22 protein-coding genes are annotated in these 26,587 nt (G+C 66.1%); 11 read left to right on the plus strand and 11 right to left on the minus strand.

The window, feature by feature from the left end; all coding sequences use genetic code 11:
* Nucleotides 1-22: 22 nt before the first annotated feature.
* The 6 genes from topA to plsY all read right to left on the minus strand — a co-directional run bounded on the left by topA (nt 23) and on the right by plsY (nt 6,670).
* Nucleotides 23-2,614 carry a type I DNA topoisomerase gene (gene topA, locus EH199_RS10310; protein ID WP_124809167.1) on the minus strand — a complete coding sequence of 864 codons (2,592 nt, stop codon included), beginning with the start codon at nt 2,612-2,614 and terminating at the stop codon, nt 23-25.
* A 121-nt stretch (nt 2,615-2,735) separates the two neighbouring features.
* Nucleotides 2,736-3,419 carry a glycerophosphoryl diester phosphodiesterase membrane domain-containing protein gene (locus tag EH199_RS10315; protein ID WP_190287215.1) on the minus strand — a complete coding sequence of 228 codons (684 nt, stop codon included), beginning with the start codon at nt 3,417-3,419 and terminating at the stop codon, nt 2,736-2,738.
* Nucleotides 3,420-3,439: 20 nt separating this feature from the next.
* On the minus strand, nt 3,440-4,444 hold the full coding sequence (locus tag EH199_RS10320; protein ID WP_223806600.1) for a hypothetical protein: 1,005 nt from the start codon (nt 4,442-4,444) through the stop codon (nt 3,440-3,442).
* A 113-nt stretch (nt 4,445-4,557) separates the two neighbouring features.
* Entirely contained in the window at nt 4,558-4,905 is a 348-nt protein-coding gene (locus EH199_RS10325) for a hypothetical protein (RefSeq protein WP_124809169.1), read from the minus strand.
* 29 nt (nt 4,906-4,934) lie between these two features.
* Complete coding sequence (gene dprA / locus EH199_RS10330) at nt 4,935-6,080, minus strand: DNA-processing protein DprA (protein ID WP_223806601.1); 1,146 nt, start codon at nt 6,078-6,080, stop codon at nt 4,935-4,937.
* On the minus strand, nt 6,077-6,670 hold the full coding sequence (gene plsY / locus EH199_RS10335; RefSeq protein WP_223806602.1) for a glycerol-3-phosphate 1-O-acyltransferase PlsY: 594 nt from the start codon (nt 6,668-6,670) through the stop codon (nt 6,077-6,079). The genes dprA and plsY overlap by 4 nt, the downstream gene beginning before the upstream one ends.
* Nucleotides 6,671-6,798: 128 nt before the next feature.
* On the opposite strand from plsY, the gene murI reads away from it, so the two are divergent.
* The 4 genes from murI (at nt 6,799) to EH199_RS10355 (ending at nt 10,655) form a co-directional block, all read left to right on the plus strand.
* Complete coding sequence (gene murI, locus EH199_RS10340; protein ID WP_124809198.1) at nt 6,799-7,626, plus strand: glutamate racemase; 828 nt, start codon at nt 6,799-6,801, stop codon at nt 7,624-7,626.
* Nucleotides 7,627-7,653: 27 nt separating this feature from the next.
* Entirely contained in the window at nt 7,654-8,676 is a 1,023-nt protein-coding gene (locus tag EH199_RS10345; protein ID WP_124809171.1) for an MBL fold metallo-hydrolase, read from the plus strand.
* Nucleotides 8,673-9,893, plus strand: a complete 1,221-nt coding sequence (gene hemA, locus EH199_RS10350; protein WP_124809172.1) for a 5-aminolevulinate synthase — start codon at nt 8,673-8,675, stop codon at nt 9,891-9,893. The genes EH199_RS10345 and hemA overlap by 4 nt, the downstream gene beginning before the upstream one ends.
* Nucleotides 9,894-9,959: 66 nt before the next feature.
* Entirely contained in the window at nt 9,960-10,655 is a 696-nt protein-coding gene (locus tag EH199_RS10355) for a nitroreductase (RefSeq protein WP_223806603.1), read from the plus strand.
* Nucleotides 10,656-10,714: 59 nt separating this feature from the next.
* Here EH199_RS10355 and katG read toward each other — a convergent pair whose 3' ends face one another.
* Both katG and EH199_RS10365 read right to left on the minus strand, forming a co-directional pair.
* A complete protein-coding gene (katG, locus tag EH199_RS10360) occupies nt 10,715-12,943 on the minus strand; it encodes a catalase/peroxidase HPI (protein ID WP_124809174.1) in 2,229 nt (742 codons plus the stop codon).
* Nucleotides 12,944-13,243: 300 nt separating this feature from the next.
* A complete protein-coding gene (locus tag EH199_RS10365) occupies nt 13,244-13,603 on the minus strand; it encodes an RcnB family protein (RefSeq protein ID WP_223806604.1) in 360 nt (119 codons plus the stop codon).
* Between the two features lie 317 nt (nt 13,604-13,920).
* On the opposite strand from EH199_RS10365, the gene rbfA reads away from it, so the two are divergent.
* Genes rbfA through EH199_RS10380 form a run of 3 tightly spaced genes read left to right on the plus strand, consistent with a single transcriptional unit; the run spans nt 13,921 to nt 15,626 of the window.
* On the plus strand, nt 13,921-14,337 hold the full coding sequence (gene rbfA / locus EH199_RS10370) for a 30S ribosome-binding factor RbfA (RefSeq protein WP_124809175.1): 417 nt from the start codon (nt 13,921-13,923) through the stop codon (nt 14,335-14,337).
* A gap of 12 nt (nt 14,338-14,349) precedes the next feature.
* Nucleotides 14,350-14,928, plus strand: coding sequence for a thymidine kinase (locus EH199_RS10375; protein WP_124809176.1), 579 nt, complete (start codon nt 14,350-14,352; stop codon nt 14,926-14,928).
* The gene (locus EH199_RS10380) at nt 14,925-15,626 is read left to right on the plus strand and encodes a site-2 protease family protein (protein ID WP_124809177.1); all 702 of its coding nucleotides are present in this window, start codon (nt 14,925-14,927) and stop codon (nt 15,624-15,626) included. The genes EH199_RS10375 and EH199_RS10380 overlap by 4 nt, the downstream gene beginning before the upstream one ends.
* Here EH199_RS10380 and EH199_RS10385 read toward each other — a convergent pair.
* A complete protein-coding gene (locus EH199_RS10385; protein WP_124809178.1) occupies nt 15,623-17,350 on the minus strand; it encodes an FAD/NAD(P)-binding protein in 1,728 nt (575 codons plus the stop codon). The genes EH199_RS10380 and EH199_RS10385 overlap by 4 nt on opposite strands.
* A complete protein-coding gene (locus EH199_RS10390; protein WP_124809179.1) occupies nt 17,347-19,437 on the minus strand; it encodes a catalase in 2,091 nt (696 codons plus the stop codon). The genes EH199_RS10385 and EH199_RS10390 overlap by 4 nt, the downstream gene beginning before the upstream one ends.
* 279 nt (nt 19,438-19,716) lie before the next feature.
* Here EH199_RS10390 and EH199_RS10395 point away from each other — a divergent pair, with 279 nt between their 5' ends.
* The 4 genes from EH199_RS10395 to pnp all read left to right on the plus strand — a co-directional run bounded on the left by EH199_RS10395 (nt 19,717) and on the right by pnp (nt 23,824).
* The gene (locus EH199_RS10395; protein ID WP_124809180.1) at nt 19,717-20,106 is read left to right on the plus strand and encodes a DUF6491 family protein; all 390 of its coding nucleotides are present in this window, start codon (nt 19,717-19,719) and stop codon (nt 20,104-20,106) included.
* Nucleotides 20,107-20,168: 62 nt separating this feature from the next.
* Nucleotides 20,169-21,062 carry a tRNA pseudouridine(55) synthase TruB gene (truB, locus tag EH199_RS10400; RefSeq protein ID WP_124809181.1) on the plus strand — a complete coding sequence of 298 codons (894 nt, stop codon included), beginning with the start codon at nt 20,169-20,171 and terminating at the stop codon, nt 21,060-21,062.
* Between the two features lie 21 nt (nt 21,063-21,083).
* Nucleotides 21,084-21,353, plus strand: coding sequence for a 30S ribosomal protein S15 (gene rpsO / locus EH199_RS10405; RefSeq protein ID WP_124809182.1), 270 nt, complete (start codon nt 21,084-21,086; stop codon nt 21,351-21,353).
* A 164-nt stretch (nt 21,354-21,517) separates the two neighbouring features.
* The gene (pnp, locus tag EH199_RS10410) at nt 21,518-23,824 is read left to right on the plus strand and encodes a polyribonucleotide nucleotidyltransferase (RefSeq protein ID WP_124809183.1); all 2,307 of its coding nucleotides are present in this window, start codon (nt 21,518-21,520) and stop codon (nt 23,822-23,824) included.
* 412 nt (nt 23,825-24,236) lie between these two features.
* Here the strand turns inward: pnp and infB are convergent.
* Nucleotides 24,237-26,587, minus strand: a 2,351-nt coding sequence (infB, locus tag EH199_RS10415) for a translation initiation factor IF-2 (RefSeq protein ID WP_223806605.1), incomplete at its 5' end; no start/stop codon positions are given.

Genomic DNA, 26,587 nt, shown 5'->3' on the forward strand with positions numbered 1-26,587 from the left:
GGCGCGCCAGGACCTGCCCCGCCTATTCGGCAGCGGCCTTCTTCGCCGCGGGCTTCTTTGCCGCGGCTTTATTCTCGCCAGCCGCCTTCTTGGGCGCCGCTTTCTTCGGTGCCGCCCTTTTCGCCGGAGCCTTCTTCTTGCCCTTGGCCGGCCCCTTGGCGGCGCGTTCGTCGATCAGGGCGATCGCTTCCTCCAGCGTCAGCGCTTCGGGCTGCTTGTCGCGCGGGAGCGTGGCGTTGGTGGTGCCGTCGGTGACGTAAGGGCCATAGCGCCCCGCCATCAGCTTGATCTCGCCGCCCGAAGTCGGGTGCGGCCCGAAGGTCTTGAGCGGTTCGGCCGGCGCGCGCGATCCCCGCGCGGCGGCGCCGTTGGCGGCTTCGGCCAGCTTGACCACGGCCGCGTTCATGCCCGTTTCGAACACTTCGGCGGTCGAGCGCAGCCGCGCATACTTGCCGTCATGCGCCAGATAGGGGCCATAGCGCCCGATGCTGGCCGTGATCGGCTTGCCGCTTTCCGGATGCGCCCCGATCTCGCGCGGGAGGCTGAGCAGCTTCAGCGCCCATTCCAGATCGAGTTCGGGAATGTCCTTGGGGATCGAGGCGCGCTTGGCTTCCTTGCCTTCGCCGAGCTGGATGTAGGGGCCGAACCGGCCCGACCGGCGCACCACCTCCAGACCGGTGGCCGGGTCTTTGCCCAGCGCGCCATCCTCGTCCCCGCCTTCGCCGTCGGCCCCGCCGGGCTGCGCGAACTTACGGGTGAACTTGCATTCCGGATAGTTCGAGCAGGCGATGAACGCGCCATAGCGCCCGCCGCGCAAAGACAGGCGCCCTTCCCCGCACTTGGGGCACAGGCGCGGATCGGTGCCGTCCGCCTTGGGCGGGAACAGATAGTCCTCCAGGAATTCGTCGAGCGCGGCGGTCACCTCGCTCGGCTTCTTCTCCATCACCTCGTCGGACTTCGGTTTGAAATCGCGCCAGAACGCGGCCAGCACCTGCTTCCATGCCGCGCGGCCGCCGGAAACGTCGTCGAGTTCGTCCTCCATGCCGGCGGTGAAATCGTAGGCGACGTAGCGATCGAAGAAGCGTTCGAGGAACGCCGTCAGCATCCGTCCCGATTCCTCGGCGAAGAAACGGTTCTTCTCGGTGCGCACGTAGTTGCGGTCCTTGAGCACCTGCAACGTGGCGGCATACGTGGAAGGACGACCGATGCCGAGTTCCTCCAGCCGCTTGACGAGGCTGGCTTCCGAATAGCGCGGCGGCGGCTGCGTGAAGTGCTGGGTGGCGTCCACCCCGCGCTTGGCCGGGGTATCGCCCTTGTTCATCATGGGCAGCAGGCCGGAATCGTCGTCCTCCGCATCCTGCTTCTGGTCGCGCCCTTCCTCGTACACGGCCAGGAAGCCGGGGAACTTCACCACCTGCCCGGTGGCGCGCAATTCGTGTCGCCCGGTGCCCTCGCGCAGCGTCACCGTGGTGCGTTCGAGGCTGGCCGAAGCCATCTGGCTGGCGATCGCGCGCTTCCAGATCAGATCGTAGAGCCGCGCCTCATCGCCCGAGCCATAGCGATCCTTGGCAAAGTCGGTGGGGCGGATCGCCTCGTGCGCTTCCTGCGCGTTCTTGGCCTTGGTTTCGTAGTGCCGGGGCTTTTCGGGCAGGGAATGCCCGTCATAGCGGTCCGAGATCGCCTTGCGCGCCATGCTGATGGCGCTGGGGTCCATCTGCACGCCGTCGGTACGCATATAGGTGATCGCGCCGGCTTCGTAGAGCGTCTGCGCCACGCGCATGGTGTGGCTGGCCGAAAAGCCCAGCTTGCGCGCCGCTTCCTGCTGCAGCGTGGAGGTGGTGAACGGCGGATAGGGATTGCGCCGGGCGGGCTTGGTCTCGACCTCCTCGACGCGGAACGTGGCGCCTTCGACCGCCGCCTTGGCGCGCATCGCCACGCCTTCGTCGCCCAGACTCAGGCGATCGAGCTTTTCGCCGTCGAACCGCACCAGCCGGGCCTGGAACTCGGTGCCGCCCTGCTCCAGCCGCGCGACGACCGACCAGTATTCCTGCGCGCGGAACGATTCGATCTCGCGCTCGCGCTCCACGATCAGCCGCAGCGCCACCGACTGTACGCGGCCGGCGGACTTGGCGCCCGGCAGCTTGCGCCACAGCACGGGCGAGAGCGTGAAGCCGAACAGGTAATCCAGGGCGCGGCGGGCCAGATAGGCATCGATCAGGTCCTGATCGAGCGCGCGCGGGTGCTGCATCGCCTCGGTCACGGTGGCCTTGGTGATGGCGTTGAAGGTGACTCGCTCCACCTCCTTGGGCAGGGCGCGCCGCATCGACAGCAGTTCGCGGACGTGCCAGGAAATCGCCTCACCCTCGCGATCGGGGTCGGTGGCGAGAATCAGGCGGTCGGCTTCCTTCGCGGCATCGGTGATCGCCTTCACGCGCGATTGCTTGTCGCCGTAAAGCTCCCAGTCCATCGCGAAGTCTTCGTCCGGGCGGACGGAGCCGTCCTTCACGGGCAGGTCGCGGACGTGACCGTAGGAGGCGAGAACCTTGTAGCCGGGGCCAAGGTACTTCTCGATGGTTTTGGCCTTGGCCGGCGATTCAACAATAACAAGCTGCATGGCGGGTATATCGTGACCTTACGCGTATGTGTACGCGCGAGGGTGGCGATGCCGCACGCCGATCGTCAAGCCTTGCCTTGCGCCGATCATCCCACTGCCTTGATCGTCACGAACAAAGGCGTCACCCGAACACCTCGGCCAGCCGGTTGTCCGAATGGCCAAGCAGCCGGTAGAGCGCGAGCGTCAACGCGGTTCCGCCCACCGCCATCAGCGCGGCCACCGCGTTGCCGAGAATGGTCCCTCCGACTCCTGCGGTGATCGACGGACCGGACAGCGCGGAAGCCAGCCCTTGGGCAACGCCCACGCCCGCCAGCGGCACCACCAGCAACACCAGGCAGATCACATAGACCAGCGCGATCGACACCATCGAGGCGCGGGTGTGCCGCCAGCTTGCGCCCATCGCTTCGGTCGCGCGCATTCCCTGGCCGATGATGTAGGGCCAGGTCAGCGACCAGCGCGCCAGCAACAGCAGGCCCGGAACGATCAACAGAGCGAAACCCAGCATCATGCCCAGTGTGGTGAGAATGCTGGCGCCGACGACCGAGAGATAGCGTCTGCCCGTGACGGAAGGGGACAGCAGCCCATCCGCTGCAAGCATCTGCTCCATCAGATGATACTGGATCAGGAACGAGGCGATCGTACCGCCAAACTGCCCCCCGCTATCCCCGAGCAGGACATCGACGATCGAGGTGACCGCCACGATGCCAAGCCCCGCAAGCAGCGAAAGGCGGGCATGGCGGGTCAGGGTGCCGCCGAACTCGGAAAAGATCTCGCTTACGCTGACTTTCCGTTCTCCGTCCGCCATGCAACCCCGTCCTTCCATTCCTAGCGCAGAGAGACGATCTGCCCCACCATCTGGTCGTTCGCGAGCGCGGCCGCCTTGGTCGCCCCCTGTTCGTAATTGCCAGGCTTGGCGGTGAACTCGAACTTGCGCGTCTTGCCGAAGCGCATCCCGCCGAAGCCCATCGCCGCCATTACCCCGCCACCGACGTTGGCCGCCGCCTGCGTGGTCTTGTCGAGGTTGCTGGACGCATCCTGCTTGTCAACGAAATCTCCATCCACCGACACGCCACGGTTGAGCGTGACCGTTACGGTCTTGCCGTTCGGCCCCAGCGCCGTCATCCGCGAATAGCTTGGCGTGACGGAAAGGTTGGCGTTGACCTCCAGCCCGCCGAAGCTGAACGCGCCAGGCCGCTTCTGGTCGGAAAAGTCGATCAGGTAGGTCACGTCCAGCACGGGTACGCCGGCCGCCTTGGCGTAGTTCGACAGCGCGCCGCTGGCCTGCCCGGCTGACATGTTGAGGCCGATGCTGGACATGCCGCTACCGGTGAAATCGCCCGGCAGCAGGATCAGCGTGGGCAGCACCGTGGGCTTCATGTAGGTGGCCTTGCCCTTGCTGCCCTTTTCAAGCTGGATGCCGATTTCGACCGGCGGTTGCTGTCCATGCGGGTTGGCCAGTGCCGGCGCAGCGAAGACGGCGGCCGGGTCCTGCACCGTCAGGCCGGCGGCATTCAGCTTTGCGACGAAATCGGCGTAGGCCGCGTCGGCGATCGACTGCATCATTGCCGGGGTGACGCCTACGAGCGAACTCTTGGCCTTGGTCGCCCCTCCGAACGCCCCCATCAGGCCGCCCGAGGCCTTGGTCTGATCGGTCGATTCGAAAATGAAGCCAACGTTGAACGCGGCAATGGCGACCTGCGAGGCGCCTTTCACCGCATCCTTGCCCTGTACCTTTACCGGTGCGTCATCTCCCGCCCAGGCAACGGTGGGCGCGGTCATCAGGAAGCCTGCCGCCGCAACGGCAAGCACAAACGTATTGCGGAAATTCATGATAGTCCCCCATCCCGACAATCTTCCGCGACCCGTTTATGTTGCGAAACATTACGATGGGACGGAGCGCACGCAAGCGGATTTCACGAAAAGTAAGAGCAGCGGTCGGAAAATCAGGCCGTCTTCCGCCAGGCCAGCAGGAAACCAAGCCCGAGCAGCACGTCGATCGCCGCGAACACGGCCACGGCCGGCACGGCCCTCCCCTGCGCGAACAGCGCCAGCGCCGGCAGGCCAAACACCAGCTTTTCCCCCACCGCGCATGGCATTAAGGCCCGATAGCGCGCCGGATCACCGCCAATGATCCAGAACACCGCCTGGAACACCAGCGCCACCCCGATGAAACCCAAAGAGACTTCCGCGCCGCGTTCGGGCAGCGGCGCGAGATAGAGCGGCGCGAGCACCACGATCCCGTAGATCGCCGCCCAGCGGAACATCCGGCGTGCGAAACGGTGATCCTGCATCGTACCTCTCCTCAATCCCTTGTTGCCGCTTACACCAGCGAAACGCGGCCGGCGGCATGGCGCACGAGCCGTCCGGCGATTTCCAGCTCGATCAGCGCCATCTGCACCGCGCCCGGCGATGCGCCGCTCTGCCGGACCAGCTCGTCGACCGCGACGGGAGCAGCGCCCAGCAGGGCCTCGATATCGGCGGGCGCTTCGTCCTCCGGGAAGGATGGCGCAAGGGCTTCCGGCTCGCGCAGCAGCGATCGCGGCGCGCCGCCGAAGTCCCGCAGCAATTCCAGCACGTCCTCCGGCGACTGCACCAGCACCGCGCCGTCCCGGATCAGCTGGTTGCAGCCGTGCGAGCGGCTATCGAGCGGGGAGCCGGGGATGGCCATGACCTCGCGCCCCGCCTCCCCCGCCAGCCGCGCGGTGATCAGCGAGCCGGACTTCGGCGCGGCCTCCACCACCAGCGTGCCTGTGGCGAGGCCCGCGATGATGCGGTTGCGGTGCGGAAAATGGCGCGCGAGCGGTTCGGTGCCGGGCGGCATCTCGGCGATCAGCAGGCCCTTTTCCGCCACCTCGTCCTGCAAGGCGGCGTTTTCGGGCGGATAGGCGATGTCGATCCCGCTGGCGATGACGCCCACGGTGCCGCCGCCGTCGGCCATGGCGGCCAGCGCGCCCCGGTGCGCCGCGGCATCGATCCCGCGCGCAAGGCCGGAAATCACGGCGCAGCCAGCGCCCGCCAGCGCAGCGCCGAAATCGCGCGCCAGCTTGACCGCGCCGGCCGAGGCATTGCGCGCGCCGACGATGGCGACCGAAGGGCGCCGCAACAGCGCGTCGTCGCCGCGCACGGTCAGGATCGGCGGCGGGCTGTCCAGCGCGGCAAGCAGCGCGGGATAGGCGGGGGAATCGTGAAAGACATAGCGCGCGCCCAGCTGGCGGACCCGCGCGATCTCCGCGCTGATGCGATCTTCGGGCGCGGGGACCACGCGCCCGCCACCGCGCGCCGCCAGTTCGGGTACGGCTTCGAGGGCGGCCACCGCGCTGCCATACCGCCGCAGCAGATGAAAGTAGCTGGCAGGCCCGATGTGCGGCGTGCGCAGCAGGCGGATTCGAGCGAAAGCCTCCTCACGCGCAAGGGCGAACGGGGTATCGGCGGGCCGCGCAGGATCGGGCACGCCGCGCGCGCTCACTTGGCGCTGCCGCTCCCCGAACCGACCCGGGGTTCCGTGCCCGCGCGCAGCCGGGCTATATTGGCGCGGTGCAGCCACAGGATCATCACCGCCAGCACCGCGAGAACGGGGGCGTACTGCCCATAGCCCGCCGCGAACGCTGCCAGCGGGGCGGCCAGCGCGGCGCACATGCCGCCCAGCGAGGAAATGCGCGAGGCGAACAGCACGCCCAGCCACACCAGCGCATAGGCAAGGCCGATCGGCCAGGCGAGCGCAAGCGAAATGCCCATCATCGTGGCCACGCCCTTGCCACCCTTGAACCGCAGCCACACGGGGAAGCAGTGCCCGATCACCGCGAAGAACGCCGCCAGCGCTTCCGTGCCGGGCCAGACGTGCCGGGCCAGAAGCACGGCCAGCGCACCCTTTGCCAGATCCAGCAGCAGTGTGCCCGCCGCCAGCCCCTTGTTCCCGGTGCGCAGCACGTTGGTAGCGCCGATATTGCCCGAACCGATGCTGCGCAGATCCCCCGCACCGGCCAGGCGCGTGAGAATCAGCCCGAACGGAATTGAACCGAGCGCATAGGCGGCGAGCGAGGCGAGCAGGGCATCCACGACGGCACTCTTACAATTCATCGCGCGGGTTCGGAAAGGGGCGTCTTTCCTTTTCAGTTCGGAAACCGATAGAAGGCACCAGAGCCAGCAAAGGAAACCCGACAGGCGTGACAGCAACAGGCGCGACAATACAGGCCAGGCAACCGGCCAGACCCGCCGAAGTCGATGCCGCGGCGCCGTTGCTGGTGTTCGATTCCGGCGTGGGCGGGCTTTCGGTGCTGCGCAAGATCCGCGCGCTCCTGCCCGATGCGCCGGTGATCTACGCCGCCGACAACGCCGGCCTGCCCTATGGCACCAAGACCGAGGCGCAGATCGCCGCGCGCGTTTCCGGCCTGCTGGGCCGCATGACCGAACGCTTTCGCCCGCGCCTTGTCTGCATCGCCTGCAACACCGCCTCCACCATCGCGCTCGCTTCGGTGCGCGAGGTGCTGGAAGTGCCGATCGTGGGCACCGTGCCGGCGATCAAGCCGGCGGCGGCGATGACACGGTCCGGCGTGATCGGCCTGCTCGGCACCGAAGCCACGATCCGGCAGGTCTATGTCGACCGGCTGGAAGCCGAATTCGCGGCGGGCAAGACCCTGCTGCGCCACGGCGCGCCGGAACTGGTGCAGGCGGCCGAAGCGCAATTGCGCGGCGAACCGGTCGATCCGGCGGTCTATGCCCGCGCCGCCGCCGCGCTGCGCGCCATGCCCGGCGGCGACCGGATCGATACAGTGGTGCTGGCCTGCACGCATTTCCCGCTGGTGCAGCCGGAACTGGCGCACGCTTTCGGCGGAGACGTGCGGTTCGTCGATGGATCGGACGGCATCGCCCGACGGGTCGCCGCATTGACCGAAGGGCAGACCTGGAACCGCGAGCAGGACGACGTTGCGCTGTTCACGCGCGGGGGGCAGGATGTGGAACGCCTGCGGCCCGCTCTGGCGGCCTATGGCCTGGGCCGCGTTGCTATACTTTAGGCGCGCGCTTCAAGGGGGGGACGGTTCTTGCGCACGGGATGGAAGATCGCTGCTGTCCTGTTGCTCGCCGTGGTGGGCGCGGCCTACTGGCTGCTGATCGACAACCGCACCGGGCCCATCGCCGAACGCCCGATCGACATCGGCGCACTGCGTCGCGCAGCGGCTGCGATGCCAGGGCCGCGCCCGGATGCGATCGATCTGGAAATCGTGGCGCAGGGCACCTCGCCCGCCACGCTGCTGGTTGCGGGCGGCGGTTTCGGCAAGGCGGGGATCGCGGCGGTCGCGTTCCGCGTGCGCGGCCCCGGCGGGACGGTGCTGATCGACAGCGGTCTGACGCGCGAACAGGCCGGGACGCTCGACATGACCGACTACGACGCCGCCGCGCAGCAGCGCGTCGAGGCCGCGATGGACTCGGCTGACCACATCGTCTTCACGCACGAACACTACGATCACATTGGCGGCTTTGCAGCTTCACGCGGCATGGCCAACAACGCGGCGAAGCTGTTCCTGCCTCGCACGCAGTATCTCCCGCTGGCGGCGGAGCTTGGCCGCGCGGGCAAGAGCGCGCAAGCCCTGCCGCCGCCGGTCGAGCGGCAGGGCGCCACGGCGCTCGCGCCCGGAGTCGCAGTCATGCCGATGCCGGGCCACACGCCGGGATCGCAACTGATCTACGTGGCGCTAGCCAGCGGGCGCGAATATCTGTTCCCTGGCGACGTGACCTCGATGGAACGGAACCTGTCCGAAACACGGGGTCGTTCGCGGCTTGTCGCGGATTGGCTTGCTCCAGAGAACCGCAGGGCGGTGATCGGCTGGATCAAGGGCCTGCGCACGCTGCAGGCGCGCACGCCGGGCCTGACCATCGCTTTTCAGCATGATCGCGACTGGCTTTTGCGCCAGCGCAATGACGGTGCCTTCCATATCGGCTTCGGCGATCCCGCACGGGTGCAGGCGCGAAAACCGGCTGGCCAAGCACAAACAACAAGCGTACAAGCCGCGCCATTCGCCGATGGCCCGGCATTTTCGAGCCTGACACAAGGAGCGGCGGGGTGAATTACGATCAAGTTTTCGACCAGGCGATCGACCGTCTGCATTCCGAAGGCCGCTACCGGGTTTTCATCGACATCCTCCGTAACAAGGGCGCTTACCCCAACGCCCGCTGCTTTGCCGGCCACAACGGCCCGAAGCCGATCACGGTGTGGTGTTCCAACGACTATCTCGCCATGGGCCAGCATCCCAAGGTGATCGCGGCGATGGAAGAAGCGCTGCATGACGTGGGCGCCGGTTCCGGCGGCACGCGCAACATCGGCGGCAACACGCACTACCACATCGAGCTGGAGCGCGAACTGGCCGACCTGCACGGCAAGGACGGCGCGCTGCTGTTCACCTCGGGCTATGTCTCGAACGATGCCACGCTGTCCACGCTCGCCAAAATCCTGCCGGGCTGCGTGATCTTCTCGGACGATCTGAACCACGCCAGCATGATCGCGGGCATCCGCAATTCGGGCTGCGAGAAGAAGGTGTTCCGTCACAATGACGTCGAGCACCTTGAAGAACTGCTCGCCGAAACCGATCCGGCGCTGCCCAAGCTGATCGCGTTCGAAAGCGTCTATTCGATGGACGCCGACATCGCGCCGATCCACGCGATCTGCGACCTTGCCGAAAAGTACAACGCCCTCACCTACATCGACGAAGTCCACGCCGTGGGCATGTATGGCGCACGCGGCGGCGGCATTTCGGAGCGGGACGAGGCGGCCAGCCGGATCGACATCATCGAGGGCACACTGGGCAAGGCCTTCGGCGTGATGGGTGGCTATATCGCGGCCGATACGCGGATCATCGACGTGATCCGTTCCTACGCGCCGGGCTTCATCTTCACCACCTCGCTCTCCCCGGTGCTGGTCGCCGGCGTGCTGGCGGCGGTGCGGCATCTCAAGGCGTCGAGCGTCGAGCGCGAGGCGCAGCAGGCGTCGGCCGCCACGCTCAAGCGCCTGTTCGCCGAAGCCGGTCTTCCGGTCATGCCGTCCTCCACGCACATCGTTCCGCTGATGGTCGGCGATCCGGTGCGCGCGAAGAAGGTCAGCGACATCCTGCTCGCCGAATACGGCGTCTATGTGCAGCCGATCAATTTCCCGACCGTGCCACGCGGCACCGAACGCCTGCGCTTCACCCCCGGGCCGGCGCACACCGAAGCGATGATGCAAGACCTGACCGATGCGCTGGTCGAAATCTGGGGCCGCCTCGACCTCGAAAAGCGCAAGGCCGCCTGATCCTCTCTCTTGCTCTCCGCCACCGACCGTTTAATCATGCGGTTAAACGGTCGGTGGGAGAGGACAGTGACAACACTTAACGGGCCTGGCTACGACGAGGTCGTCTATGGCCGCCGCAGCATTCGCGGCTTTCTGAAGAAACCGGTTCCGCGCGAACTGATCGAGGAAATCCTGGCGCTGGCGATCCGCGCACCCTCCTCGCTCAACACGCAACCGTGGAATTTCACGGTCGTGACCGGCGCCCCGCTCGACCGCATCCGCGCGGAAAACACCCGCCGCAATCTGGAAGGCGTTCCCGAAAGCCGGGAGTTCCGCAAGTTCGAGGTTTATGAAGGCGCGCACCGCGAACGGCAGGTGGAAATCGCCAAGCAACTGTTCGGCGCCATGGGTATCGCGCGCGAGGACAAGGAAAAACGGCTGGACTGGGTGCTGCGCGGCTTCCGCCAGTTCGACGCGCCGGTGTCCATCGTCGTCACGTATGACCGCGCGCTGTTCGGCGGCGATATCGCCCCGTTCGATTGCGGCGCAGTAACGACGGCGCTGGTCAACGCGGCCTGGTCGCGCGGGCTGGGCTGCGTGATCAACAGCCAGGGCATCATGCAAAGCCCGGTCGTGCGCGAACACGCGAAGATCGCCGACGATCAGGTCATCATGATCTGCGTGGCGATGGGCTGGCCGGACGAGAGCTTCCCCGCCAACGCCGTGGTCTCGAAGCGCAAGTCGGTGGCCGAGGCGGCAACTTTCGTGGGGTTCGACGAATGACAGAAAGGCCGCGCTTCGCACCGGAAGCGCGGCCTTTCCGCATGTGATCGCGCTTGCCGTCAGAACCGGTCGGCGTTCATCACCTTGGCCCACGCGGCGGCGAAGTCCTTGACGAACTGTTCGCGCGCGTCATCGGAAGCATAGGCCTCGGACACCGCCCGCAGTTCCGAATTGGACCCGAAGATCAGGTCCACCGGCGTCGCCTTCCACTTCACCTGCCCGCTCGTGCGGTCCTTGCCTTCATAGAGGCCCACATCGGCGGCCGACTTCGACCAGACCGTGGCCATATCGAGCAGGTTCACGAAGAAGTCGTTGGTCAGCTGGCCGGGACGGGTGGTGAACACGCCGTTGCGCGATCCCGCGGCATTGGCATCCAGCACACGCAAGCCACCCAGCAGCACCGTCATTTCCGGCACGGTCAGGCCCAGCGTGTTGGCCTTGTCCACCAGCGCTTCCGCCGGCGCCAGATAAGCCGCCCGATCGTAGTAGTTGCGGAACCCGTCGGCCTTCGGCTCCAGCACCGCGAACGAGGCCGCATCGGTCTGCGCCTGCGTGGCGTCGACCCGTCCGGCCCTGAACGGCACGGCAACGGCATATCCCGCCTTCCCGGCCGCCTGCTCCACCGCCGCGCTGCCGCCCAGCACGATCAGATCGGCCAGCGACACCTTGCGGCCGCCCGGCGCCGCCTTGTTGAAATCGGCCTGCACCTTGCCCAGCGCCGCCAGCACTTTCGCCAGTTCGGCCGGGTTGTTCGCGGCCCAGTCCTTCTGCGGGGCAAGACGGATGCGCGCGCCGTTGCCCCCCCCGCGCATGTCCGTACCCCGGAACGTCGAGGCCGAAGCCCAGGCCGTGCGGATCAGTTCGGGTCCGGTCAGGCCGGACGCGAGGATTCTGGACTTGAGCTGCGCTTCATCCTGCCCATTGATCATCGCATAGTCCGCCACAGGCAGCGGGTCCTGCCAGGTGAAGGCCTGCTTCGGCACATCGTTGCCCAGATAGCGGGCGCGCGGCCCCATATCGCGGTGCGTCAGCTTGAACCAGGCGCGGGCGAAAGCGTCCGCAAACTCCTGCGGGTTCTTCTGGAAGCGCAGCGCGATGGCGCGGAACGCCGGGTCCTGTTTCAGCGAAAGGTCGGTCGTGAACATGATGGGCGCGTGGCGCACATCGGGCAGGTGCGCGTCCGGCACAAGATTCGCGGCGTTCTTGTCGCTGGGTATCCACTGGGTCGCGCCGGCCGGGCTCTTGGTCTGCACCCAGTCGAAGGCAAACAGGTTGTCGAGGTACTGCGTGGTGAACGCAATCGGATTGGCCGACCACGCGCCTTCCAGGCCGCTGGAAACGGTGTCTTCGGCGTTGCCCTTGCCGCACGTGTTGGCCCAGCCAAGGCCCTGCTGCTCGATCGGCGCGGCGGACGGATCGGGGCCGACGCACTTGTCCGGCGCATGTGCCCCGTGGGCCTTGCCGAAGGTGTGGCCGCCGGCGATAAGCGCAACGATTTCCTCGTCATTCATCGCCATCCGGCCGAACGCCTCGCGGATGTCGGCGGCGGCGGCGATCGGGTCCGGATTACCGTTCGGCCCTTCCGGATTCACGTAGATGAGACCCATCTGCGTGGCGGCAAGCGGCCCGTTGAGCTTGCGGCCGCCTGAAAAGCGTTCGGAACTGCCGAGCCACTTCTTTTCCGATCCCCAGTACACCAGGTCCGGTTCCCACGAATCCACGCGCCCGCCGCCGAAGCCGATCGTCTTGAAGCCCATGTTCTCCAGCGCGACGTTGCCCGCCAGAACCATGAGATCGCCCCACGATATCTTGCGGCCATACTTCTGCTTGATCGGCCACAGCAGGCGGCGCGCCTTATCGAGGCTGACGTTGTCGGGCCAGGAGTTGAGGGGTTCGAACCGCTGTTCTCCGCCCCCGCCGCCGCCACGACCGTCGATCGTGCGATAGGTGCCGGCACTGTGCCAGGCCATGCGGATGAAGAACGGCCCGTAGTTGCCGTAGTCGGCCGGCCACCACGGTTGCGACGTGGTCAGCGCCTTGTCGATATCCTTCTTCACGGCGGCGATATCGAGCGTGGCGAATTCCTTCGCATAGTCGAAATCCGCGCCATAGGGGTTGGCTGCATCGGCATGCTGGCGCAGCGGCCGCAGATCGAGAAGCTGGGGCCACCAATCCTTGTTGGTGGTCGGTTTGTTCACCACCGCCGCATCTTCGGCATGGGCCACCCCGGCCATCGGCGTGACGGCCACCGCCAGCATGGCGATCATCGAAATCGAAGTACGTCGCATGTCCTCGTCTCCTCTCTCATGCAACCCGAGAGGCACGGCGGACAGGAGGTGGAAAACGCGTGAGCAAGGCGTAGGCGACCTGCCGCGCAGGAACACCCCCGCGCGTCGGTGCCGATGCTTGCCCTGTTTCCTTTCAGGCGTCCGCGCAGGGCTTAACCCTGCGCGATCCAGTTCCCCTGTTGCGTGCCTGGGGAAACTGTCTCGCGGAACACCAAAATCGCAAAATTGATTTATTGGGTAACTTTCATCGCAAAAAGCGATCAAAGCTACCCATTCCCGAAACGTGACGGGCGGCAATCGTCAGTTGAACGTACCTGCCACCACCGAGGCGATCACGCCGGTCGCGATGCCGACCAGCAGGGCATCCCCGCCCGACTGGACCCAGCGATAGCCGCGCGGCGGCGCGTGCAGGCGGTGGTAGCGGCGATAATCGATCACGCGGTAGTTCGGCGCGCGGCGCTGTTCAAAACGCTGCCCCTTGCGGAACGGATTGGGCTGATACCGCGAATAGCCCGGTCCCGCGCGGTGGTCGTCATGGCGGAAATCGCGCCGATCGTTGTCATGCCGGCCATTTTGATGACGGGGCGGATCGGCCAGAGCGGGCGTCGCTGCCGGAATGACCATGGCCAGGGCGATGGCGGTGAAAACAATCTTCTTCATGATGCGGTCTCCTGCGTGGTTGCGGAAGAAACGCTCAGCCCCTGCGACAAGGTCCGTCACCAACCGTCAGAAAATGTCGCAGAAATTTCTCTGTTTGTTACAAACGCCGGGCACCGCGGAAACGGGCGTGCGGCATGGCGCGCCGAAGGGCTCGCAATAAGCGGCCGCTCTCTCTATATCGGAACCGTCGATGGCATGACGGACAACTCGTTCGTCGGCGCCTTCATGGAAAACGGCCGGGATGCCGGGGAACGGCACGCAACGCGCGTTCACTGGCCCGCATCCCGGCGAAGATGGATTGAAAGACAGACACCGCCTTGGCACGCTTGAACACTTCCACGCCCGAAAACCGCAGCGTCCGGCTTCTCAAGGTGGGCGAACAGGTCCGGCACATCCTGTCCGAACTGCTCACGCGCCAGCAGGTGCATGACGACGTGCTGACCGCGCATACCGTCTCGGTCACCGAAGTCCGCATGTCGCCCGACCTGCGCCACGCCACCGTCTTCGTGAAATCGCTGCTCGGAACGGACGAGGCGGACGTCATCAAGGCGCTGCGTACCAATACGGCTTTCTTCCAGAAGGAAGTGGCGAGCCGCCTGAAGCTCAAGTACGCGGCAAAGATCAAGTTCCTGCCCGACGAAAGCTTCGAAGAGGCGAGCCGGATCGATGCGCTGCTGGCCGACCCGCGCGTAACCCGCGATCTGGACGGCGATCCCGAAGACGACGCCGGCTGATCGCCGCCACGCATGGCCAAGCTCTATTTCTACTACGCCAGCATGAACGCGGGGAAATCGACCACGCTGCTGCAGGCCGATTTCAACTACCGCGAACGCGGCATGGCGACCATGTTGTGGACGGCGGCGGTGGATGATCGCTGGCAGCGCAAGCCGATCGCCAGCCGCATCGGGCTGGAGGCGGACGCGCACCTGTTCGACGAGGGCACCGACCTGTGGGCGCGCGTGACCGCCGCCCACGCGGTGCAGCCGCTGTCGTGCGTGCTGATCGACGAAGCGCAGTTCCTTTCCGGGCCGCAAGTGTGGCAGCTGGCGCGCGTGGCGGACGAGGCCGGTATCCCCGTTCTCTGCTATGGCCTGCGCACCGATTTCCGGGGCGAGCTGTTCCCCGGTTCGGCCGCGCTGCTGGGCATTGCCGATGCGCTGGTCGAACTGAAGGCCGTCTGCCATTGCGGTCGCAAGGCCACGATGAACCTGCGCGTCGACAGCGACGGCGCGGCGGTCAGGGCCGGCGCGCAAACCGAGATCGGCGGGAACGACCGCTATGTCGCGCTCTGCCGGCGCCATTTCAGCGAGGCTTTGCATCCATGAGCGATACGATGTGGCAAGCGGCGACACTGATCGTGCCGCTGGTGCTGGCTATCGTGTTTCACGAAGTGGCGCACGGCTGGGTCGCCGGTCTGCTGGGCGACCCGACCGCGCGCGAACAACGCCGGCTGAGCCTCAATCCCCTGCGCCATGTCGATCCCATGGGCACGGTGATTCTTCCGGGCTTTCTGGCGCTGATCAAGGCGCCGGTGTTCGGCTGGGCCAAGCCGGTGCCGGTCGACGCCCGGCGCCTGCGCGACCCGCGCCGCGACATGATGATCGTGGCGGCGGCAGGCCCCGGCACCAATCTCGTGCTCGCCTTGCTGGGAGCGATCGGCCTTGGCCTGCTCGCCCGTTTCACCACGGATGCGGCGCAACCTGGAACGGCCTTGTTGTTCCTCGCCGCCAATCTCCAGAACTTCATCGCGCTGAACATCTTCCTGGCGGTGTTCAACCTGCTGCCGGTGCCGCCCTTCGATGGCTCCCATATCGTCGAGGGGCTGCTGCCCGATCGCGCGGCCATGGCCTATGCGCGGATGCGGCCTTACGGATTGCCGATCATGATCCTGCTGCTGTTCGTGCTGCCGCAGATCGCGCCGAACCTGCATATCGTCGATCGCCTGATCCTGCCCCCGGTGCAGTGGCTCGGAAACGGGTATCAGGCCATTGCGCAGGCCGTGGCCGGGCCGGAAATGAACTAGGGCGCTGCAGTGGCCATGGCCGCCCGGTCGGCCAACTGCGCGCCGACGGCCTCCCCCATTTCGTGGCAGCTGGTCAGGCCCTGGATGAAGGGATGCCGCCCCAGAATGAATGGCAGGCTCAGCAGATGGATGCGCCGGGCAACCGGCTGCTCCGAGACAGGCCGAAAGTCATCGTCGATCACGATCCCGCGGTATCCGGCCCCGATTTCCCCCGCATCCTGCACAACGCCCTGATCGAGCAGGGTCTGGAACGGGAACGCCGCCGCTTCCAGCGGCCGCTGGCCCGTAGCGTCGATGAACGCGGGAAAATGATGCTGATGGCCGTCGAACGACATGGTCGCACCCGACGCGTCCGAATGCGTATCGAGCCTGGCATCGTCGCCCACCGCCAGGATGGTCAGGGCACCGGCGCGATGCAGCGCCAGGAGGCGCTCGATCGATGCGTGAGGCACGGTTGCGTAATTGTCCGTGAAGATCGGCTGAAGATGCTCGGAAAAGCGGGCATGATCCGCTTCATCGAGGTGCGGCACGATCCGCGCGAACACCTCGTGCGCCCTCAGGATGGCATAGCGCCACGGAACGGTGGTCCCGGTTTCGAAATTCTTTCGCGCCTCGTCGAGATTGGCCTGCGCCCACGCGAAGGGATCGGCGGCGAGACGCTCGGCGAAATAGCGCTCGCCGAACGCCTCGACGGAGGAATCCCTCCCGATCTTGTCGGCATAGTCCGGATCGACAAGTCGCAATTGTTCCTCGAACAGCCCGTAGGTGCGATCGAGCAGGCCAGTTTCGCCCGCTTCGATCAGACCCTGCACGGCCTCCTCGGTGAAAATGGTCAACGGTTCATGCGGGATGGGACAAAAGAAATCCGCCTCCGGCATCAAGCCCTTGCGCGACATCATCGTGATATGCAGCGCGGCGCCGCCGGCCTGCGGCTTCCAGTGAAGCGCCTGATCCTCCGCCGATGCGCTCTCCCCCGGCGCCGGCTCGCCTGCGTCCTCGCCGGCGGCGATCACGAACGCGCCGTGGTGAACCGCCAGCGCGACCGCCGCGTCGATCGCGCTGAGCGATGTTCCGCGAATGCCGACCGGCCCGGCCGGGATGCGCTTAAGCGCACTGGCCGGCCACGGGCTGGCGAAGTAGCCCGGCCGAACCTCCGGTTCCTCCGGCCATTCATGCCCGGTCGCGATCACAAGCTGCCCGAACCGTGCCTGGTAGGCCGGGCCGCCGCGCGGCTGCACGGAAAGGCACAGGCCGTCCCCTTCCGCCGCTATGTCCGTCACCCGCGACCGGACACGAACGTCGATCGCATGGCCAGCCGCACGCCCCTCGGCGACCAGCGCCTCGAACCGGTCGCGCAAGTAATGCCCGAGCACGACGCGGGGGTAGAAGGTGCGTTCGTCGATGCCGTCCGGATCGATGTTGTATCCCGCGAGCCGCTCGGGCGCCTGCCGCGCCAGCCACTCCACCAGCGTCATCCCGACGGGCGGAAGCTCGATGCTGGCGATGTTGGCGAGCATTGCCGGATCGTTCCAGCCGGGCCGGTAAGGCGTTCCCAGCCCGGCCCGCGCCTGCTCTTCGAAGATCGTGATCGAGAGCGGGCCAGCCGCCCGCGCCAGCAGGGCCTGGAGCGTATAGATGGAAGTCGGCCCCGCGCCGATCAGCGCGATCGACGCCGCGCCGACTTCCCGAAGCGCGTCCCCGTCCTGCAGCGCCGGCAGTTTCATGCCAGGGTGCGCACGTTCGGCTCGCGATCGTAGAACCGGCGCGCGGCCGCTGCGACGAACGGCTTGCCAAGGCCGGTGACGCCTGCGTCAGGCGCGACGCCAGCCTTGTCCAGCAAAGGCTTCGCCGCGTCGCTGTAGCCGATCGCCTTCAAATGCCCGAAAGCGTCCATCACGAACTGCACGGCCGCCGCTTCCTTCAGGAGCGCCGCGCAGCCATCGTCCGACAACACGATGGCGACAGCGTCGAAGAGCTGGCTTGGCGATCCGGCAAGCTGGCCGTCGGCCTTGCGCACCGATCCATCGCTCAGCTTTGCCCCGCCCACCTTGGGCGCGACGATCACGGCCTTGCCCTTGGCCTTCCTGACCGCGCCGATCACCGCGTCGAGTACGGCGGCATCGGTGCCATCGGCTATGAGAATGCCGACCGCGCGGCCTTCCAGCGTCTCCTTCATGTTCTTGTGGATCGACAGCGCATCGGATGGCGGCATGTCGATCGGCTCCTTCGCCGCCCGTGTCTTGGGCGGGAGCGGGATGCCAAGCCCGTTGGCAACGCGCCGGGCAAGGTCCTCGTCGACATTGCGCAGGTTCGCCACCATGCGCGGCGGCACCTGATCGAGCAGGCCGACTTTCGAGAGTTCGAACACGAAGGCCGAGGCGATATGCGCCTGCTCGCTGGGCGTCTGCGAGCGATAGAACAGGCGCGCCTGGCTGTAGTGATCGGCGAATGTCTCCGAACGGACGCGCAGCTTTTCGCCGCTCTCTTCCGCTCCCGTCGCGGCATCCACAGTGGCAAACCCGGCCAAGGCGCTTTCGCGCGGGCCGCCTTCCTCTCCATGGGCGACCAGGCTGTTCGGTTCGTAATTGGCGCGGCCCTTGGGCACCATGGTCTGCATCTTGCCGTCGCGCTGGAAATTGCCGAACGGACAGCGCGGCGCATTGACGGGAATCTGGTGGAAATTTGTCGTACCCAGACGCGAATTCTGCGTGTCGAGATAGGAGAACAGCCGCCCCTGCAACAACGGGTCGTTCGAAAAGTCGATACCCGGCGGGATGTTCGACGGCAGGAAGGCCACCTGCTCCGTCTCTGCGAAGAAATTGTCGACGTTGCGGTTCAGCGTCAGCGTGCCGATGATGCGGACGGGCACGTCCTCTTCGGGAACGAGCTTGGTCGCATCCAGCACGTCATAGGGCTGCGCCTCCGCAAAAGCCTGGTCGAACACCTGTATGCCCAGGTCCCACTGCGGAAAATTGCCAGTGTCGATGGCTTCGAACAGGTCGCGGCGCTGGTAGTCGTTGTCCGCCGCCTGCAGCTTGAGCGCCTCGTCCCAGATCGTCGATTGCAGGCCGAGCCGTGGCTTCCAGTGGAACTTGACGAAGCTCGCCTCTCCCTTCGCGTTGACGAGCTTGAAAGTGTGGACGCCGAACCCTTCCATCGTCCGGAACGCGCGCGGCAGGGTGCGATCCGACATCGCCCACAACAGCATGTGGGTCGTCTCCGGCATCAGCGAGGCCCAGTCCCAGAACGTATCGTGGGCGCTGGCGGCCTGCGGGTAGCCGCGATCGGCCTCCATCTTCACGGCATGGACAAGGTCGGGAAACTTGAGCGCATCCTGGATGAAGAACACCGGAATGTTGTTGCCCACCAGATCCCAGTTGCCCTCCCGCGTGTAGAATTTGACCGCGAAGCCACGCACGTCGCGCGGCGTATCGACCGACCCGGCGCCGCCGGCGACGGTGGAAAAGCGCACGAACACCTCGGTCTTTTCGCCCTTGGTAAAGACGGCGGCCTTCGACAGGTCGGAAATGTCGTCGGTCGCCTCGAACACGCCATGGGCGCCGCTGCCGCGCGCATGGACGATGCGCTCGGGAATGCGTTCGTGATCGAAGTGGAAGATCTTTTCGCGCAGCACGAAGTCTTCGAGCAGCGTCGGCCCGCGCGATCCGCTCTTCAGCGAATTCTGGTTGTCGGAAACGGGAACGCCGTGGTTGGTGGTGAGAACCGCGGTATCCAGATCCTCCGCACACTGGTGAGTCTCGCCTCCGGCCGCTTGGCGACGGTCCGAAGGGGGTCGAGGCGACTTGGCCATGGCGATGCCTTCCCTGCTGTGGCGACGCCTTGCGGCGACGATGCGGTGATGATGGGTTGGCGCACGCAATCGTGCCCCGGCATCACAACTCGCGAGGATGGCGATGGTGCCGGCCGCGCAGGATATTCACATACAGCAAGAAAGAGGACACCGCTCCGGCAGCGCCGCCCGGTCACCGCATTCATCCTAACGTCACGTTGTGTAATCTAGTGTATCGGCAGCTTGAACCGGTGCGAAGCCGCGCCATGTCGGGGGCATAAACTCGATGGAGCAAAAGCCATGAAGAACAAAGCACTGTTCCTCGCCCCTCTGGCTGCGCTGGCCATGGTGGCATCCCCGGTTGCCGCTTCGACCGCGATGGCGCGGGCCGCGCCAAGCGAGGAGGCGTCGGTCCCCTTCATCAACCACGGCGCGATCCGGGATTGGCGCGCGGACGGCGACCGCGTGATCTATTTTCAGGACAGCGGCCGGCAATGGTATCGCGCCACGCTGATGACGCCGGCGTTCGACTTGCCCTTCGTGGAAGCGGTCGGCATCCAGAACAGCGGCACCGACCGGCTGGATCGCTGGGCCGATGTCGTGGTGCGCGGCCAGCACTATCCGATCCAGAGCTTCGTCAAAGTCGATGCCCCGCCGGTGAAGTCGGCGAACGCTGCGCACAAGTCCTGATCGCTCCGCGCTGGAACTATCGCGGCTGACATCGCCGCCCGGTCGCTCTATGGCGCCGGGCCATGACGAACGGGTGGATCATCCTCGACAAGCCGATCGGCCTGGGTTCAACCCAGGCCGTGGCTGCGGTAAAACGCAACCTGCGGCAGGCGGGGCTCGGCAAGGCGAAGGTCGGCCATGGCGGCACGCTCGATCCGCTCGCCTCGGGCATCCTGCCCATCGCGGTGGGCGAAGCGACCAAGCTGTGCGGGCGGATGCTGGATGCCAGCAAGGAATATGCCTTCACCATCCGTTTCGGCAGCGAAACCGACACGCTGGACCTGGAAGGTAGCGTCATCGCCGAAAGCGTGGTGCGCCCTACCCTCGCCGCCCTTCATGCCATCCTGCCGCGCTTCACCGGCCCGATCGAGCAGGTGCCGCCCGCCTATTCGGCGCTGATGGTCGATGGCCAGCGCGCCTACGACCGCGCCCGCGCGGGCGAAGCGGTGGAACTGAAAGCGCGCGCGGTAACGGTCCATGCGCTGGATATCCTCGCCCACGGGGAGGAACCGGTCGAGGAGGTCACCCTCGTTGCGCACGTCTCGAAGGGCACCTACATCCGCAGCCTCGCGCGCGATATCGCGCGGGCGCTCGGCACGGTCGGGCACGTCACCATGCTGCGCCGCCTGCGCGCCGGCCCGTTCGGGCTGGATCACGCGATTTCGCTGGACAAATTGAACGATGTGGGTAAAGGCGCGCCACTTGAGAACGTGATCTTGCCGCTGGAGGCAGGGCTGGTCGACATCCCGGCTCTTGACCTTGACCCGGAACAGGCAAGAGCGGTCCGTCAGGGCCGCGTTCTGGCCGGGTTGCCCTTTCACGACGGGCTATACTGGGCGCGCCACGGCAGAGTGCCGGTCGCGCTGGTGGAGCTTTCGGGCGGAAGCCTGATCGTGGTGCGGGGTTTCAACCTTTGAAGGATGTCGCGGAGTAAGAATATGTCGATTACCGCTGAAAAGAAGCAGGAAGTCATCCAGAGCAACGCCCGCGCGGCGAACGACACCGGCTCGCCGGAAGTCCAGGTGGCGATCCTCACCAGCCGTATCCAGACGCTGACCGAACACTTCAAGAGCCACCACAAGGACAACCATTCCCGCCGTGGCCTGCTGCAGATGGTCAACAAGCGCCGCAGCCTGCTCGACTACCTGAAGAAGAAGGATGTCGAGCGCTACAACGCGCTGATCCAGAAGCTCGGTCTGCGCAAGTAACCAAGCGGAGCGGCCCCTAGCGGGCCGCTTTTGCTTTTGGGCCTGGCTCGCAATCCGGCGAGTGGCCTCTGGGGCACGATCAATGGCCCCGCACCGGACCGGGACGGGATTCCCCGGCAGCAAACCCCGCGATGCAATAGGGCGCGCGGGCTGAAGGAAACGAAATGTTCGACGTCAAAACCGTATCGCTGGAGTGGGGCGGAAAGACCCTCACCCTCGAAACCGGCCGCATTGCCCGTCAGGCTGACGGCGCGGTCCTCGCCACCTATGGCGAAACAGTCGTGCTCTGCGCGGTCACGGCCGCCAAGTCGGTGAAGGAAGGGCAGGACTTCTTCCCGCTGACCGTCCACTACCAGGAAAAGTATTCCGCCGCCGGCCGCATCCCCGGTGGCTTCTTCAAGCGCGAACGCGGCGCCACGGAAAAGGAAACGCTGGTTTCCCGCCTGATCGACCGCCCGGTCCGTCCGCTGTTCCCCGAAGGCTTCTACAACGAAATCAACGTCATCGCCCAGGTGCTGAGCTATGACGGCGAGACCGAACCCGATATCGTCGCGATGATCGCCGCTTCGGCCGCGCTCACGATCTCGGGCGTGCCCTTCATGGGGCCGATCGGCGCCGCGCGCGTCGGCTTCAAGGACGGCGAATACCAGCTGAACCCGTCTTCAGCCGAAGTCGCCGAAGGCCGCCTCGATCTGGTCGTCGCCGCTACCGATACCGCCGTGATGATGGTGGAATCGGAAGCCAAGGAACTGACCGAGGACGAAATGCTCGGCGCGGTCATGTTCGCCCATGACGAAAGCCGCAAGGTCGTCGCTGCGATCATTGAGCTGGCCGAAAAGGCCGCGAAGGATCCGTGGGAAATCGATCTCACCGACAACACCGCGGACATCAAGAAGAAGCTCAAGAGCCTGGTCGGCAAGGATATCGCCGCCGCCTACAAGCTGACCAACAAGTCGGCCCGCTCGGACGCGCTCAACGCAGCCCGCGCCAAGGCGAAGGAAGCCTTCTCCGACGAGACCCCGCAGACCCAGATGGTCGCGATCAAGACCCTGAAGAAGGTCGAGGCCGACATCGTGCGCACCGCCATCCTCAAGGACGGCCAGCGCATCGACGGCCGCACGGTCACGCAGGTCCGCCCGATCGAAAGCATCGTCGGCTTCCTGCCGCGCACGCACGGTTCGGCGCTGTTCACGCGCGGTGAAACGCAGACGATCTGCACCACCACGCTGGGCACCAAGGACGCCGAGCAGATGATCGACGGCCTCGACGGCCTGCGCTACGAAAGCTTCATGCTGCACTACAACTTCCCGCCCTATTCGGTCGGCGAAGTGGGCCGCTTCGGCGCCCCGGGCCGCCGCGAAGTGGGCCACGGCAAGCTGGCATGGCGCGCGCTGCACCCGGTGCTGCCGTCGAAGGAAGACTTCCCCTACACGATCCGCGTCCTGTCGGACGTCACGGAATCGAACGGTTCGTCCTCGATGGCGACCGTGTGCGGCGGCTGTCTTTCGATGATGGACGCGGGCGTCCCGATCGTGCGCCCGGTTTCGGGCATCGCGATGGGCCTGATCCTGGAAGGCGACAAGTTCGCGGTCCTTTCGGACATCCTGGGCGACGAGGACCATCTCGGCGACATGGACTTCAAGGTGGCCGGCACCAGCGAAGGCATCACCACGATGCAGATGGACATCAAGGTGGCCGGCATCACGAAGGAAATCTTCGCGACCGCGCTGGCGCAGGCCAAGGAAGGCCGCGCGCACATCCTGGGTGAAATGACCAAGGCCCTGGGCGAAGTCCGCACCGAGCTTTCGGCCCATGCCCCGCGCATCGAAACGATCTCGATCGACAAGTCGAAGATCCGTGACGTGATCGGCACCGGCGGCAAGGTGATCCGCGAGATCGTGGCCACCACCGGCGCCAAGGTCGACATCGACGACGAAGGCCTGATCAAGATCAGCTCGTCCGACCTGTCGCAGATCGAGGCCGCCAAGAACTGGATCATCGGCATCGTGGCCGAGGCCGAAGTGGGCAAGGTCTACAAGGGCAAGGTCGTCAACATCGTCGATTTCGGCGCTTTCGTGAACTTCATGGGCGGCAAGGACGGTCTCGTCCACGTCTCCGAAATGAAGAACGAGCGCGTCGAGAAGCCGACCGATGTGGTCAAGGAAGGCCAGGACGTCTTCGTCAAGGTTCTCGAAATCGACCAGCGCGGCAAGGTCCGCCTATCGATGCGCGTGGTCGATCAGGAAACCGGCGCGGAACTCGAAGACACCCGCCCGCCCCGTGAACCGCGCGAACCGCGTGGCGATCGCGGTGATCGTGGCGACCGTGGTGACCGCCGTGGCCCGCGCGGCGACCGTGGCGGTCGCGGTGATCGCGGCCCCCGCCGTGATGGCGACCGCGGCCCGCGCCGCGATCGCGACGACGGCCCGGCCCCCGATCACATGCCGGCGTTCCTGAAGTCCGACGACTGATCGGCCTTCACCGGAAAAGAAACAGAGGCTCGCGGCAACGCGGGCCTCTTTTCTTTTGGCGTTTACGTTTTTTGCAAAATCACCATCGTCATTGCGAGGAGAAGCAGTCGACGAAGCAATCCAGAGTCACCCTCAAGCCGCTCTGGATTGTTTCGCTACGCTCGCAATGACGAACGCCTAGGGTAAGGCGACATCATCGCCTTTCGTTGGGGGGGATTGGATCGCGGGGCGTGCCCCACCCCCGGCCCCTCCCGCAAGCGGGAGGGGAGTGAGACTTGCGTCGCCGCAGGCGGCGCTAGTCGTAACGGGGTGGGCCTCCACGCCATGTGCCCGCAAAGCCGAGCCCCCCAAACAAAAACGCCGGAGCGGCCCTTCGGCTGCTCCGGCGTTTTGTGTGTCGATCGGGTAAGGATCAGAGCGTGCGTTCGCGCTCTTCCACCTCGAACACTTCGAGCATGTCGCCCGGCTTGATGTCGTTGGTGTCCTGCAGCACCACGCCGCATTCCAGCCCCGCGCGCACTTCCGGCACGTCGTCCTTGAAGCGGCGCAGCGATGCGATGACGGTCTTGCTGACGATGACGTCGTTGCGCGTAAGACGGGCGTTGATGCCCTTGCGGATATAGCCTTCCAGAACCAGCAGACCGGCTGCCTTGTCCTTCTTGCCCGCCGGGAACACTTCCTTGATCTCCGCGCGACCGACCACGGTTTCGATCCGTTCGGGTCCAAGCTCGCCGGCCATTTCCGAACGGATGTCGTCGGTCAGCTGGTAGATCACGTCGTGATACTTCAGCCGCACCTTGTTGCGTTCGATCAGTTCGCGCGCCTTGGCGTTCGGACGGACGTTGAAGCCCACGATCGGCGCCCCGCTGGCCTGCGCCAGCATGACATCGCTTTCGGTGATCGCGCCGACGCCCGAATTGAGGATGCGCACCTTGATCTCGTCGGTCGAGATACGGTTGAGCGCGTTGACGATCGCTTCGGTGGACCCCTGCACGTCCGCCTTCACCACCAGCGGGTATTCGATCACGGTGTTCTTCGCGGCGAGCGCGGAGAACATGTTCTCGATGCTGGACGGGGCGGTCGTCGTGCGCTTGGCGGTCGCCTTTTCCTGACGGTAGGCGGCCACTTCGCGAGCGCGGGCCTCATTCTCGACCACGGTCAGCGTATCGCCGGCCATCGGCACGCCGCCGATTCCCAGCACTTCCACCGGCAGCGCGGGCGGCGCGGCCTTCACCTGCCGGCCCTTGTCGTCCAGCATGGCACGCACGCGGCCGGACTGGGTGCCGACGACGAGGATGTCGCCAACCCGCAGCGTGCCGCGGTTGATCAGCACGGTGGCCAGCGGCCCCTTGCCCTTGTCGAGCTTGGCCTCGATCACAGTGGCTTCCGCCGCGCGATCGGGGTTGGCTTTCAGCTCCATCAGTTCCGCCTGGAGCAGGATCTTCTCGATCAGCTCGTCCAGCCCGGCGCCGGTCTTGGCGGAAACTTCCACGTCCTGCACGTCGCCCGACATCTCTTCGACGATGATTTCGTGCTCGAGCAGGCGTTCGCGGATCTTCTGCGGATTGAATTCCGGCTTGTCGCTCTTGGTGATCGCCACGATCATCGGCACGCCGGCCGCCTTGGTGTGGTTGATCGCCTCGATCGTCTGCGGCATCAGCCCGTCGTCGCCCGCCACCACGAGGATGACGATATCGGTGACGTTGGCGCCGCGCATCCGCATTTCGGTGAAGGCTTCGTGGCCCGGCGTATCGAGGAAGGTGACATAGTCGCCCCCCTTGGTCTTGATCTGATAGGCCCCGATGTGCTGCGTGATGCCGCCGGCTTCGCCGCGCACCACGTCGGTTCCGCGCAGCGCGTCAAGCAGCGAGGTCTTGCCGTGATCGACGTGGCCCATGATGGCCACCACGGGCGGGCGCGTCTTCAGCGTTTCATCCGCATCGACGTCGGCGGCGGTATCGATATCGACATCGCTTTCGTTGACGCGCTGGATGTTGTGGCCGAATTCGGTGACCAGCAGTTCGGCGGTATCCTGGTCGATGGTCTGGTTGATGGTGACCATCATGCCCATCTTGAACAGCGCCTTGACGAGGTCCGCCGCCTTTTCGGCCATGCGGTTCGCCAGGTCCTGCACCGTGATCGCTTCGGGCACGATCACGTCGCGCACCTGCTTTTCACGCTGGTGCTGCTGGCCGGCATAATGCGCGCGGCGTTCCTTTTCGCGGGCGCGCTTCAGCGCCGCGAGCGAACGGGCGCGGGCGCCCTCATCCTCGTTCAGCGCGCGCGTGACGGTCAGCTTGCCCGCCTGGCGACGGTCCACCGCGTTCTTGTCACGCTGCTGCGGCTTCTTCGGCGGTTCGGGCCGCTTGACCGGAGCAACCGGGGTAAAGCGGCGCGGCGCGGGTGCGGGCGTCGCACTACCCGTGTTCGCCGACGGCGCGGCTTGCTCTTCCACAACAGCGGGAGCAGCCGGCGCAGCGGCCGGGGTTTCCACCGGGGGAGCCGCCTCGGCCACGGGTTCGGGCTGCGGTTCCGGCGCGGCGGGCGCGGGCGCTTCGTCTGCCTTGCGGTTTTCCTCGGCGCGGCGACGCTCTTCGTCCACCGCGCGCTGGCGTTCTTCCTGTTCGCGGCGGTTGGCGGCCTCCAGCGCGGCGAGACGGGCTTCCTCGGCCTCGCGCAGCAGACGTGCCTGCAATTCCTGGCGCGTTTCGCGCGATGCGGCGGGCGCGGCCGGGGGCGGCGCCGGCGGCGCGGCAGGGGCCG

The organism is Novosphingobium sp. LASN5T (assembly GCF_003856955.1).
Lineage (GTDB): Bacteria > Pseudomonadota > Alphaproteobacteria > Sphingomonadales > Sphingomonadaceae > Novosphingobium.